Below are 11,802 nucleotides of genomic sequence, written 5' to 3'. Positions count from 1 at the left end.
GCCGCGCTTCCGCGCCGTCGCCCTGCCGCCGAGCCACCCGGCCTCGGCCTGCCGCCGAGCCACCCGGCCTCGGCCTGCCGCCGAGCCACCCGGCCTCGGCCTGCCGCCGAGCCACCCGGCCTCGGCCTGCCGCCGAGCCACCCGGCCCCGGCCTGCCGCCGAGCCACCCGGCCCCGCCCTGCCGCCGAGCTGCCCGCCCTGCTACTCCAGCGGGCCCAGGAGGGACTGGGCCACCGTGGCGTGGGCGGCGTCGTCGCTGGAGGGGTGGAAGATGCCCGCGAGCACGTCCCGGTACAGCCGGCCCAGCTCGGAGCCGTTGAAGTAGGTGGAGCCGCCGGAGACCCGCACCGCCTGGTCCACGATCTCGCGCGCCGCGTCGGTGACACGCACCTTGAGGCCGGCCGTGGCGCGGAACCAGCCCGCGCCGCGGTCCAGCGCCGGGTCCGCGGCCGAGGCGTCGAGGTCGGCGGTGATCCCGTCGAGCTGGAGCCACACGCTGTCCAGGGCCAGCGCCATGTCGGCGATGCGGCGGCGGACGTCGGGGTCCTGGGCGTAGGACTTGCCTGTCTTCATCGACGTCCGCTTGCCCACGGCCTCGACCGCGAGCTCCAGCGCGCGGTCCGCGATCCCCGCGTACACCGACGACAGCAGCACCTCGAACGACGTGAAGATGCCCAGCACGTACGGGTCCAGCGAGGGTCCGGGCGGCAGCATGCGCAGCACCCGGTCGGCGGGCGCGTGGGCGCCGTCGAGCACCGTGGAGCGCGACTGGGAGGCGCGCATGCCGATGGTGTCCCAGTCGTCGAGGATCTCGAACCCGCCGCCCTCGCGGGTGATGAACGCGTGCACCAGGCGCGCCGAGCCGCTGCGGCCGCGCAGAATCCCGGTCTTCTCCAGGCCGAGCACGCCGAGCCGCGTCCAGGCGGGGGAGTTCGAGGTGAAGATCTTTCTGCCGTGGAACGTGAATCCCCCGTTGCCGTCGGACCGCGCCTCCGTGCGCGAGCCGAGCAGCACCAGGTCGTTGCCCGGCTCCGAGTAGCCGAAGCCGAACACCTCGCCGGTCGCGGCCTCCCGCAGCAGCCAGTCCAGCGACGAGTCGCCGCGTTCGTGCAGGTAGCGGCCCACGCCCACCCAGACGTGGTGCATGTTCACGGCCAGCGCCGTGGCCGGCGCGTGCGCGGCCAGGCGGGCCTGCAGGCGGGCGGTCTGCCGCAGCGTGAGCCCGGCCCCGCCGAGGGCGGTGGGGACCATCGCGCCGAGGTAGCCGGCGGCCTGGAGGTCGGCCAGGTCCTCGGAGAAGAAGGCGTTGTCCCGGTCGTAGTCGGCGGCACGGCGGCGGATGTCGGCAAGCAGCTCGTCGGACAGTAGATCGGTCACGTCACGAGGCTAACCCTGGGACGGGCCCGGATGGGGGTGCTCGGGTGTCGGAAGTGTCGCAGTTGGCGTGCCCGGCCGCAGTCGCCGGGCGCGGACCGCCGCGTAGAGCTCCGCCGCGGCGCGCGGGTCGTTGATGTCGCGGCCGGTCAGGTCGGCGACGCGCGCCAGCCGGTTCAGCACCGTGTTCCGGTGGCAGTGCAGGGCCGTCGCGGCCCTGGTGCCCGACCCGCCGTGCTCGAACCACGCCTCGACCGTGGCGAGCAGCAGCTCCTCGTCCCGGGGGTCGCGCTCCCGCAGCCCGCCCAGGACGGCGTGCGCGAGCTCGGCGGCGCGCTCGTCGTCGGCCACCAGCAGGGCGTCCAGCGGACGGTCGCCGAAGCACGACAGCCCGGCGTGCCCCGGCGCCAGCGACCGCACCGCGGTGCGGGCCTGCGCGAGGGCCGCTGGGGCGCCGGCGAGGCTGGTGAACGGGCGGCTCGCGCCCGTTCGCGCGCCCGCCGCGAGCCCGGCCAGCACGTCGTGGGCGTCGTCCGAGGTGGGCGCGGCGACCAGGGCCAGCCGGTCGCCGTCGTGAGTGAGCCAGCGGGTGGTCACCGCGCCCTCCGGGTGGTCCGGCCCGGAGGCGGACGACGGGGCGGGCGACGGGACGGGCGACGGGACGGGCGACGGTACGGGCGGCGGAGCGGGAGCCGGCCCTGCCCCCGGCGCTGGGACCACGACCGCGACCACCAGCATGACGTCGGCCGGCAGGCCGAGCGCCCGCCGCGCGGTCTCCAGGTCGTGCACCGCGCCGGTCAGGACGCCGCGCAGCAGCTCGGTGCGGGCCACGTTCTCGCCGAACCCGGCCGCGGCCTCCAGGTGGCTGCGCACCGCCACGTTGGAGGACCGGTCGATCGCGGACCACACCCGCGACGACGCGCGCAGCAGCGCGGCGGTGTCGCTCTGGTGGCGCAGCCGCCGGGCGAGCTCCTCCCAGATGCGCAGCCCGGCCAGCCGGTAGGCGTCCTGGAGCAGGTCGAGCTGGATGCCTTCGGCGGCCGTGACCCGGCCGGTCTCGCGGGCGGGCGCGAGCGACGAGGTCTCACCGGCCAGGGCGGTGAGGATCTCCGCCACGTTCGCCCGGACCAGCGGCTGCACGACGGCGGCGGGCAGCCGGGTCTCCTGGTAGACGGGCTCCGCGTGCAGGATGCCGTCGGCGACCTGCTCACTCAGCAGGTCCAGCGCATCGCGGAGGTCATGACGCCCAGTCGCGGCGATGTCCGACATGCCAGGCAGCCTAATCGCGGCGCGGTCGTTGTGCATCGAAGACCGATCTGTAAAGCGGATCGATCGGTCGGTCCGGCGCGACGGGGTCTCGCCCCGGACCGCTTTCGCCCCCTAGGCTATTGGAGCGCCGGTCAACGAAGATCGGCCCGGCGGTTGAGAAGAAGCGCGATCGAACGAGCGCGATCGAACGAGCCCGGTCGAACGAGCCCGATCGAACGAGCGCAGTCGAAGGAGACAGCTGATGAGCGTGACGGACACGCAAGCCACCACCGAGCGCGAGCTCGACCAGGCGGTCGAGGAGCTCAAGGTCGGTGCCGAGCGATGGGCCCAGCTGCCCGTCGCCGACCGGGGAGCGTTGTTCCGCCAGGTCCAGGCGTCGATCGCCGAGGTCGCGGACGAATGGGCCACGACCGCCGCGCGGGCCAAGCACGTCGACCCGGCCGCGCCGTACGCGGGCGAGGAGTGGATGACCGGCCCGTACGGCGCGCTGGAGAGCGCCGCCGCCTACGCGCGGTCCTACGCGGCGCTCGCGAGGGGTCGCTCGACGCTCGACGGGCTCCGGGTGGGCCAGGCCCCGGGCGGCCGCGTGTCGGTCCGGGTGCTTCCGCGTACCGCCAAGGAGTGGGTGCTGTTCAACGGCATCCGGGCCGAGGTCTGGATGCCGCCGGGCGTGAGCGAGCGGCAGGTGCGCTCCGAGGCCGGGCTGGGCGCGGACCGGGTCGGCGAGTACGGCGGCGTCGGGCTCGTGCTGGGCGCCGGCAACATCTCGTCGATCGCGCCGCTGGACGCGTTCTACGAGCTGGTCGCGCACAACCGCGCCTCCATCGTGAAGCTCAACCCCACGTTCGCCGCGCTGCTCGACGTCTACCGCCGGGCACTGGCGCCCCTGATCGACGTCGGCGTGGTCCGGGTGGTCACCGGCGACGGCGCAGTCGGGGCCTACCTGACGGGGCACCCCGGTATCGACAAGGTGCACATCACCGGCTCCGCCGCGACGCACGACGCCATCGTGTGGGGCACCGGCGAGGAGGCCGAGCGGCGCCGGGCCGATGATGACCCCAAGCTCAAGGTGCCGATCACGAGCGAGCTCGGCGGCGTCGCGCCCATGATCGTGGTGCCGGGCCGGTGGACCGCCGCCGACCTGCGCTACCAGGCCGAGCACCTGGTCTCGATGCGCCTGCACAACGCGGGCCACAACTGCATCGCCGGCCAGATGGTGGTGCTGTCGGCCGACTGGCCGCAGAAGGACGACTTCCTGGCCGAGCTGCGCGCCGCGCTGGCGCGGATGCCGGCGCGCGACCCGTGGTACCCCGGCACCGCGGACAAGGTCGCGCGGGCGAACGGCGCGCACCCCGAGGCCGAGCACCTGGCCGGCCGGATCCTGACCGAGGTGGCCCCGGGCGACCCGGCGTGCACCGACGAGTACTTCGCGCCCGTGCTGGCCTGGACCCAGCTGCCCGGTACCGGCGCGGAGTTCCTGGAGGCCGCCGTCGGCTTCGCCAACGACTCCCTGTACGGCACGCTCGGCGCCAACGTGCTGGTGCGGCCGCGGGACCGCCGGGCGATGGGCGCCGCGTTCGACCACGCGATCGCGGACCTGCGCTACGGCAACATCGCGATCAACGCGTGGACGGGCCTGAGCTTCCTGCTGGCGGGCGCCACGTGGGGCGCGTTCCCCGGCCACACGGTGGCCGACGTCGGCTCGGGGATCGACGTGGTGCACAACGGGCACCTGCTCTCCGGACCCGAGCGGAGCGTGGTGACGGGCGCCTTCCGGCCGTTCCCGCGCAGCGTGCTGCACGGCGAGCCCTCGCTCTTCCCCAAGCCGCCGTGGTTCAGTGGTTCCCGGAGCGTGACGGACACGGGCCGGCAGCTGACCCGCTACGCGGCGGCGCCGTCGTGGGGGCGGCTGGTGCCGGTCCTGCTCGCGGCGTTCCGTGCCTGACGGCGGCGTGGCGTGACGGCGGCGTCGTACGCCACGATGCCTTTCGCGCCGGTCCAACGGTGGGCCGGCGACCTGACAGAGGGAGTCCGACGATGGTGATCCGCAGCCCGCTGCCCGACGTGGAGATCCCGCCCGTCAGCGTGTACGAGTACCTGTTCGGCACCATCACGGACGCGGAGCTGGAGCGGGTCGCGGTGGTGGACGGCGTCAGCGGCGCGGCCACCTCGTTCCGTTCGCTGGTGGCCCAGATCGACGCCGTGGCGGGCGCCGTGGCGGCTCGGGGCCTCGGGGTGGGCGACGTCGTCGCGCTGCACGCGCCGAACGTGCCCGCCTACGTGACCGTGTTCCACGGCCTGCTGCGTGCCGGGGTGACCGTGACCACGGTCAACGCGCTGGCCAGCGCGCAGGAGATCACCAAGCAGCTCGCCGACTCGGGCGCCCGGCTCCTGGTCACCGTCTCGCCGCTGCTCGCGGCGGGGGAGGCGGGCGCCAAGGGCGCCGGCCTCGGGGACGACCAGATCGTCGTGCTCGACGGCGGCGGCGCTGGTGACGGCTCGGGCCACACCTCCCTGGCCGACCTGCTGGCCGACCCGCACCCCGCCCCCGACGTGACGTTCGACCCGGCCACGCACCTTGCCGTGCTGCCGTACTCGTCCGGCACCACGGGCCGCCCCAAGGGCGTCATGCTGACGCACACCAACCTCGTGGCGAACGTCGCGCAGTCCATGGCCATCGGCGTGGGGTCCGACGACGTGGTGCCGTGCGTGCTGCCGTTCTTCCACATCTACGGCATGACGGTGCTGCTCAACCTGGCCCTGCGCACCCGCGCCCGGCTCGTGACGCTGCCGCGCTTCGACCTGGCGCAGTACCTCGGCGTGATCCAGGAGCACCGCGCGACCTTCTTGTTCGTGGCGCCGCCCATCGCGCTCGCGCTGGCCAAGCACCCGCTGGTCGACTCCTACGACGTGTCCAGCGTGCGGGCCGTGCTCTCGGGCGCCGCGCCGTTCGGGGAGAGCCTCGCGGGCGCCGTCCGCGAGCGGCTCGGCGAGCACCTGCGGGTGCTGCAGGGGTACGGCATGACCGAGATGTCGCCGGTCTCGCACTGCATCCCGTTCGACCGCCCCGACATCCCGTCCGGGTCGGTGGGGCTGCTGGTGGCGGGCATGGAGGCCAAGATCGTCGACCCGGCCACGGGCGCGGAGATCGACCAGCCCGCCGAGGGCGTCTCCGACCCGGGCGAGCTGCTGTGCCGCGGGCCGAACGTGATGGTCGGCTACCTGGGCAACCCCGAGGCGACGGCGGCCACGCTCGAGCCCGACGGGTTCATGCACACCGGCGACATCGTCACGGTGGACGCCGGCGGCGTCTTCCAGGTGGTCGACCGGCTCAAGGAGCTCATCAAGTACAAGGGCTACCAGGTGCCGCCCGCCGAGCTGGAGGCGCTGCTGCTGTCCCACCCGCTGATCGCGGACGTCGCGGTGATCGGGCTGCCCGACGAGGAGGCCGGCGAGATCCCCAAGGCCTTCGTCGTGCCGGTGGCCGGGGCGTCGCTGACGGAGGCCGAGGTCATCGCGTTCGTGGCCGAGCAGGTGGCGCCCTACAAGAAGGTGCGCTCGGTGGAGTTCATCGAGGCGGTGCCCAAGTCGGCGTCCGGCAAGATCCTGCGCAAGGACCTGCGGGCCACGGCGGGGTAGCCGGGTCCGGTAGGGTCGGGCGCGATGTCGCACCACACTCCTGAACCAGCCTCCGCCGGGGATTCGACGAACCTCGTGCCGACGCCGGGCGCTGCCCGCAAGACCCGCGTCGTGATCCTCTTCGGCGGCCGCTCCGGCGAGCACGGGATCTCCGTCGCCACCGCCGGCGGCGTCATGAGCGCGATCGACCGCTCGAAGTACGAGGTGGTGCCCGTGGGCATCACCCCGAAGGGCCAGTGGGTCATCGCGGCCGACGAGCCCGAGCGCTGGGCGATCACCGACGGCAAGGCGGCCGAGGTCCCGGCGTCCGACGCCGAGGTGGTGCTCCCGCTGACCGTCGGCGACTCGGCGCTGCGCGTCATGGAGCCGGGTCAGGTGCCGTCCGCCCTGGCGGACGTCGACGTGGTGTTCCCGCTGCTGCACGGGCCGTACGGCGAGGACGGGACCGTCCAGGGCCTGCTCGAGCTCGCCGACGCGCGGTACGTCGGGTCGGGCGTGCTGGCGTCCGCCGTCGGCATGGACAAGCACTTCATGAAGATGGTGCTCGCCGGGCACGGCCTGCCGATCGGCCCGTACGCCGTGATCAAGCCGGGCGACTGGGACAACCGCCGTGACGTGGTGCTCCGGACGATCGAGCCCCTGGGGCTGCCGCTGTTCGTCAAGCCGGCCCGCGCGGGCTCGTCGCTCGGCGTCTCCCGCGTGGACTCGCTGGACCAGCTCGACGCCGCCGTCGCCGAGGCGCGCCGGCACGACCCCAAGGTGATCGTCGAGGCGGGCATCGTGGGCCGCGAGATCGAGTGCGCGGTGCTCGGCGGCCGCGGCGGGGAGCGCCCGCGCGCGTCCCTGCCGGGCGAGATCGTGGTCACGGACGAGACCAAGAACGGCTTCTACGACTACGAGGCCAAGTACTTCGACGAGTCCGCGGTGCAGCTGACCTGCCCGGCCGACCTGCCGGACCACGTGATCAAGGAGATCCAGGAGATCGCCGTGCGCACGTTCGAGGCCGTCGGGGCCGAGGGCCTGTCGCGCGTCGACGTGTTCGTCACGCCCGACGACGAGGTGGTCGTCAACGAGATCAACACCATGCCGGGCTTCACGCCGTTCTCGATGTACCCACGCATGTGGGCCGCGTCCGGCGTGCCCTACCCGGAGCTGATCGACGAGCTGATCCAGCTCGCCCTCGAGCGCCCCACCGGCCTGCGCTGATCGCCTGTACCCTGCCTCTGACCAGGGCCGGGACCGTCCGGCGGCCGGTGCTTGAGGAGGCAGGATGCTGGGCGAGCCCCGCTACCGCTACGCGGTGCGCGACGTGCGGGTGGCGAACGGGGTGCTCAGCATCGGGCTGACCTCCTTCGCCCTCGGCAACGTGATGCGGGTCGAGGTGATCAGCGTGGCCAAGCCGCAGCCGATCGGCGCCTGGGCCAACCAGGTCGCGTTCCCGTTCTGCATCGCCGCGGTGGTCCTGCTGCTGCTCCGCATGGCCGGGGCCGACGACATCCCGTGGGAGGCCGCCCTGGCCACGGCCTGCGCGGGCCTGGCGTGGCCGGCCACCCGGGTCTGGCAGCGCACCGGGTTCTGGAGGCCGATCTGGCGGTACCCGGTGTTCGCGCTGCAGATGGTCACGGCCTCCCAGCACGTGCACCGCATCTGCGCGCACGACGACCGGCACCTCGCCGCGCTGGCCGAGCTCGTGGGCGCCGCGATGAAGGACCCGTCGATCCGCTACCACGGCAGCATCCAGCTCATCTCGAACGCCGACTCGCTGCACACGCTGGAGGCGGGGCGGGACTCGATGGTGCGCTGACCTGCTTGCCGGCCGTGCGGCTCAGCGGACGGTCGGGTGCGGGTCCAGGCCGAACCGGACCAGCAGCGCCGAGACCAGGTCCTCGTGCAGCGCCACGTGGTCGCCGAACGCGAACTCCTGGTGCCCGTAGACGGCCATGCACTGCAGGCCGTAGACCTGCCGCCAGCTCGTCACCATGAGGTGGGCGATGCCCAGCGGCAGGTCGTGCCCGCCGACGGCGTCGCGGTACCGGCGCACCTGCTCGGCCAGCTCCGGGTCCAGCTCGTCGTCGGCCGCGAAGGGGACGCCGGACGCGGCCAGCAGGCGGAACAGCGGCACGTAGTGGCCGCCCACCATCTCGGCCATGCGGCGCTGCAGGTCGTGGTTCTCCGGCAGCTCCGAGCGGATGCCGGAGCCGATGATCAGGTCGAACTCCGCGGGGTTGCGCACCGCCCAGTCGAGCGAGGTGCGGGTCGAGGCGACCAGCGCCGCGGCGACGTCGCCGGGCTCCTGCCGGGCGACGGCGGCGCCGAGCGTGTCCAGCACCTCCTCGACGATCAGCACGCAGAGCTGCGCGATCACGTCCTGGCGGTTCTCGAAGTGCCGGTACAGGGCGGGCGGCGTGACGCCGACCTCCTTGGCGATCGCGGCCATCGTGAGCTTGCTCAGGCCGTGCTGCCCGGCGAGCTGGTGGCGGGCGGCGTCGAGCACCTCGCGGTGCAGCTCGTCGCGCAGGCGCTCACGCCGGGACTGGACGGGGGCGTCCGTTTCCCCGGCCGGATGCGTGGCGGGTCGTTCCCGCACGGCTGGGCTCACTGACACTCCTTCGTGGCAGGTACCTGGGTCACGGCGGACGCGAGGTCGGAGATGAACGACGTCGAGTGGTCCTTGGTGACCGCGGGGGGCACGACCACCTCGACCGCGGGCTCGCGGCCGTAGGTGATGAACGACCAGGTGTCCTTGTCGTCGGTGGCGACGATCCAGTCGACCGTGGTCCCGTCGCCCGAGGGCACCTGCTGGCAGTCGCCGACCGGGCCCAGCTGCTCCACGCCGCAGCGCAGCGTGACGGCGGCGCCGGGCTCGCCCCAGGCCGCCGTGGCCTGGGCGTCGGTCGGCACCTTGGGCAGGTCGACGGCCAGCTCGTCCGGGACCGCGAGCACCACCTCGGCGCACAGCGGGTCGGCGGCGTTCGGCGCGACCTCCACCCCGATCGTCCGCGAGCAGCCGGCCAGCGACACGGTGGTGAGGGCGGCGGCGGCCAGTACGACGGCGGTGCGGCGGGTGAAGGTTCGAGCGGGAAGCACGGAGACACGTTACCCGGCCGGGGCGGGTGCCCGTCCCGGGGTCTGCGGGCTGCCGGGTTCTGGCCTGGTCGGGGTTGGGCCAGCGCCGGGCCGGTGCCGGCCGGGGCCGGGTCTCTGCCGGGTCGGTGCCGCACGGGAGGCGGACGGGCCCTTAAGGTCTTCCAGTGACCCGCGTCCGTGACCTCTCCGAGGAGCAGATCCTCGAACGCATCGTCCCCCTGCTGCCCCGGGGGAGCGCCACCCTGCTCGGCCCCGGCGACGACGCCGCCGTGCTCGCCGCCCCCGACGGGCGGTTCGTGGTCAGCACCGACGTGCTCGTCGAGGACCGCCACTTCCGTGCGCGCTGGTCCACGGGCTACGACGTCGGGCGGCGGGCCGCCGCGCAGAACCTCGCCGACATCGCGGCGATGGGCGCCAGGCCGACCGCGCTGGTCACGGCGCTGGTCGTGCCCGGCGAGACCGATGTCGACTGGGTGACGGGGCTGGCGAAGGGCCTGGCCGACGGCTGCGCGCCGGTCGGCGCGGGCGCCGTCGGCGGTGACCTGTCGAGCGGCCCGTGCCTCGTGGTGAGCGTGACCGTGCACGGTGACCTGGAGGGACGCGACGCCGTGCTGCGGTCCGGCGCGCGGCCGGGCGACGTCGTCGCGCACGCCGGGGTGCGTGGCTGGTCGGCCGCCGGGCTGGCGCTGCTGGAGGCCGGCCTGGTGCGCGCGCCGCTCTCCCCGGTGCCGGTCGAGGTGTCCGACGGCGTGCACCTGGAGGACGCGTGGGAGCAGCTGGTCTCCGCGCACCTGCGCCCGGAACCGCCGCTGGCCGCCGGGGTGGCGGCCGCCGACGCGGGCGCGACCGCGATGCTCGACCTGTCCGACGGCCTGCTGCGCGACGCCGGGCGGCTCGCCGCCGCGAGCGGTGTGCGGCTCGACCTCGACCCGGGCGCGTTCGCCGCCGACCGGGACGTGCTGCGCTCGGCGGCCCGGGCCGTGGCCGCCGCGAAGGGCCTGGGCGATCCCGGCTGGGGTCCCGGCCGGTCCGACGTCGACGGGATGCTCGACGGCTGGATCTGGGGCGGCGGGGAGGACCACAGCCTGCTGGCCACGTTCCCGCCGGACGCGGAGCTGCCGACGGGATGGACCGCCGTGGGCCGGGTGCTGGAGGCGGCGGTGGACGGCATGGCGGACGGCGGGGCGGACGGCATCACGTCAGGCGGTGGCGCGGCGCCCGCGCCGGCCGTCACGATCGGCGGCGAGGCCCCCGACGTCGGCCAGGGGTGGGACCACTTCCGGTCGTGACGGGGCGGGCGCGGGGCGGCGCTGCGCTGCGCGGCGCGGCGCTGGGCGGGGCGGGGCGGGGCGGCGCGGCGCTGGCGCGCAGCTGGCGCGCACCACGGGATCGGCACGTTGCACTGAGATTCGGCACTTTGCACTGAGATCGGTCCAGGCCTGGGCCGATCTCAGTGCAAGGTGCCGACCGCTGCTCCAGCCGCTGCAGCAGTAGCAACGCAACTGCTGTGCGTGCGGAGCGCCGACCGCGACTGCAACTCCAGGGGGTGGCGGGTGCTCAGCGCTTGCGGAAGCGGAGCTGGGTGAGCGGGCGGCCGCCGATCTCGTCGATGCGCTCGGTGCCGTCGTGCTGGAACCCGTGCCGCCGGTAGAAGTGCTGCGCGCGCTCGTTGCCCTCCAGGATCCAGAGGGTGACCGACCCGGTGTGCAGCCCGTCGAGCACGGTGCGCATCAGGTCGCGGGCCACGCCGCTGCCCCAGGCGCGCGGGTGCAGGTAGATGGCGTAGATCTCCAGGTCGCCGGGTTCGGCGTCCTCGTCGCGCGACGGTCCCACGCTGGTGAACCCGACGGTTCCGCTCTCGTCCTCGGCGACGAGCACGGTGGTATCTCGCGCGGTCACGGCCGCCGTCCACTGCCCGGCGCGGTCGCTGACGTCGAGCGAGGCCAGGTAGGAGTCGGACAGGATCTCTGAGTAAGCACCACGCCAAGAGGCGATGTCGACACGAGCGATAGCTTGGGCGTCGGTCGTCGTTGCTGGGCGGATGGTCACGTCTTCCGGTGCCATCATGACCTTACCTTTTCACCGTGCGGTGCTGGGCGCAACCACCTCTTTGGTTCCGGATGAAGGTTCCGGAAAGCCGAAAACGCCCGCCGGCGGACCGGCGAGCGTCTTCGTCAAGCATGATGCGGGTCGCGTCAGCGACCCGGCTGCGGCAGCGTCAGGCCGAGACCTTGCGCGTGACCTTGCCGGCCTTGAGGCAGGAGGTGCACACGTTGACGCGCTTGGGAGTCCCAGCCACGATCGCGCGAACGCGCTGGATGTTCGGGTTCCAGCGGCGCTTGGTGCGGATGTGGGAGTGCGAAACGCTGTGCCCGAAGCCCGGGCCCTTGCCGCAGACGTCGCAGTTGGCAGCCACGGTGTCTCCTGAGTGTC

General features: G+C 73.9%; 11 protein-coding genes. 5 read left to right on the top strand and 6 right to left on the bottom strand.

Going from position 1 to position 11,802, the window contains the following annotated elements; translation table 11 throughout:
* Positions 1-201 precede the first annotated feature (201 nt).
* Both ACFU5G_RS10000 and ACFU5G_RS09995 read right to left on the bottom strand, forming a co-directional pair.
* Complete coding sequence (locus ACFU5G_RS10000) at positions 202-1,377, bottom strand: acyl-CoA dehydrogenase family protein (protein WP_377243202.1); 1,176 nt, start codon at positions 1,375-1,377, stop codon at positions 202-204.
* Positions 1,378-1,386: 9 nt separating this feature from the next.
* Complete coding sequence (locus ACFU5G_RS09995) at positions 1,387-2,643, bottom strand: PucR family transcriptional regulator (RefSeq protein WP_377243200.1); 1,257 nt, start codon at positions 2,641-2,643, stop codon at positions 1,387-1,389.
* Positions 2,644-2,884: 241 nt separating this feature from the next.
* Between ACFU5G_RS09995 and ACFU5G_RS09990 the strand changes: the two genes are divergently transcribed.
* From ACFU5G_RS09990 to ACFU5G_RS09975, 4 genes are all read left to right on the top strand, one after another.
* A complete protein-coding gene (locus ACFU5G_RS09990; RefSeq protein WP_377243198.1) occupies positions 2,885-4,588 on the top strand; it encodes an aldehyde dehydrogenase family protein in 1,704 nt (567 codons plus the stop codon).
* Between the two features lie 92 nt (positions 4,589-4,680).
* On the top strand, positions 4,681-6,282 hold the full coding sequence (locus ACFU5G_RS09985; protein ID WP_377243196.1) for an AMP-binding protein: 1,602 nt from the start codon (positions 4,681-4,683) through the stop codon (positions 6,280-6,282).
* A 24-nt stretch (positions 6,283-6,306) separates the two neighbouring features.
* Positions 6,307-7,488 (top strand): D-alanine--D-alanine ligase family protein, encoded by a 1,182-nt coding sequence (locus ACFU5G_RS09980; protein ID WP_377243194.1) that lies wholly within the window; start codon positions 6,307-6,309, stop codon positions 7,486-7,488.
* A 64-nt stretch (positions 7,489-7,552) separates the two neighbouring features.
* Positions 7,553-8,086 carry a hypothetical protein gene (locus ACFU5G_RS09975; protein ID WP_377243192.1) on the top strand — a complete coding sequence of 178 codons (534 nt, stop codon included), beginning with the start codon at positions 7,553-7,555 and terminating at the stop codon, positions 8,084-8,086.
* A gap of 21 nt (positions 8,087-8,107) precedes the next feature.
* Here the strand turns inward: ACFU5G_RS09975 and ACFU5G_RS09970 are convergent, their stop codons facing one another.
* Both ACFU5G_RS09970 and ACFU5G_RS09965 read right to left on the bottom strand, forming a co-directional pair.
* On the bottom strand, positions 8,108-8,881 hold the full coding sequence (locus tag ACFU5G_RS09970) for a TetR/AcrR family transcriptional regulator (RefSeq protein WP_377243190.1): 774 nt from the start codon (positions 8,879-8,881) through the stop codon (positions 8,108-8,110).
* The gene (locus tag ACFU5G_RS09965; RefSeq protein WP_377243188.1) at positions 8,878-9,369 is read right to left on the bottom strand and encodes a DUF3515 family protein; all 492 of its coding nucleotides are present in this window, start codon (positions 9,367-9,369) and stop codon (positions 8,878-8,880) included. Before ACFU5G_RS09965 ends, ACFU5G_RS09970 begins: the two co-directional genes overlap by 4 nt.
* A 164-nt stretch (positions 9,370-9,533) precedes the next feature.
* On the opposite strand from ACFU5G_RS09965, the gene ACFU5G_RS09960 reads away from it, so the two are divergent.
* Entirely contained in the window at positions 9,534-10,658 is a 1,125-nt protein-coding gene (locus ACFU5G_RS09960) for a thiamine-phosphate kinase (RefSeq protein WP_377243187.1), read from the top strand.
* A gap of 268 nt (positions 10,659-10,926) precedes the next feature.
* On the opposite strand, the gene ACFU5G_RS09955 is transcribed toward ACFU5G_RS09960, so the two are convergent.
* Both ACFU5G_RS09955 and rpmB read right to left on the bottom strand, forming a co-directional pair.
* The gene (locus ACFU5G_RS09955; RefSeq protein WP_377243185.1) at positions 10,927-11,436 is read right to left on the bottom strand and encodes a GNAT family N-acetyltransferase; all 510 of its coding nucleotides are present in this window, start codon (positions 11,434-11,436) and stop codon (positions 10,927-10,929) included.
* A 151-nt stretch (positions 11,437-11,587) separates the two neighbouring features.
* On the bottom strand, positions 11,588-11,785 hold the full coding sequence (rpmB, locus tag ACFU5G_RS09950) for a 50S ribosomal protein L28 (RefSeq protein ID WP_020013756.1): 198 nt from the start codon (positions 11,783-11,785) through the stop codon (positions 11,588-11,590).
* Between the last annotated feature and the right edge of the window lie 17 nt (positions 11,786-11,802).

The organism is Promicromonospora sp. NPDC057488, assembly GCF_042802395.1.
Taxonomy (GTDB): domain Bacteria; phylum Actinomycetota; class Actinomycetes; order Actinomycetales; family Cellulomonadaceae; genus Promicromonospora.
This window is presented reverse-complemented; position numbering and strand designations above follow the sequence as displayed.

Coding starts and splice junctions, on each gene's coding strand:
- ACFU5G_RS09995 (WP_377243200.1), bottom strand. CDS start 2,643: ATGTCGGACATCGCCGCGACTGGGCGTCATGACCTCCGCGATGCGCTG.
- ACFU5G_RS09990 (WP_377243198.1), top strand. CDS start 2,885: ATGAGCGTGACGGACACGCAAGCCACCACCGAGCGCGAGCTCGACCAG.
- ACFU5G_RS09985 (WP_377243196.1), top strand. CDS start 4,681: ATGGTGATCCGCAGCCCGCTGCCCGACGTGGAGATCCCGCCCGTCAGC.
- ACFU5G_RS09980 (WP_377243194.1), top strand. CDS start 6,307: ATGTCGCACCACACTCCTGAACCAGCCTCCGCCGGGGATTCGACGAAC.
- ACFU5G_RS09975 (WP_377243192.1), top strand. CDS start 7,553: ATGCTGGGCGAGCCCCGCTACCGCTACGCGGTGCGCGACGTGCGGGTG.
- ACFU5G_RS09955 (WP_377243185.1), bottom strand. CDS start 11,436: ATGATGGCACCGGAAGACGTGACCATCCGCCCAGCAACGACGACCGAC.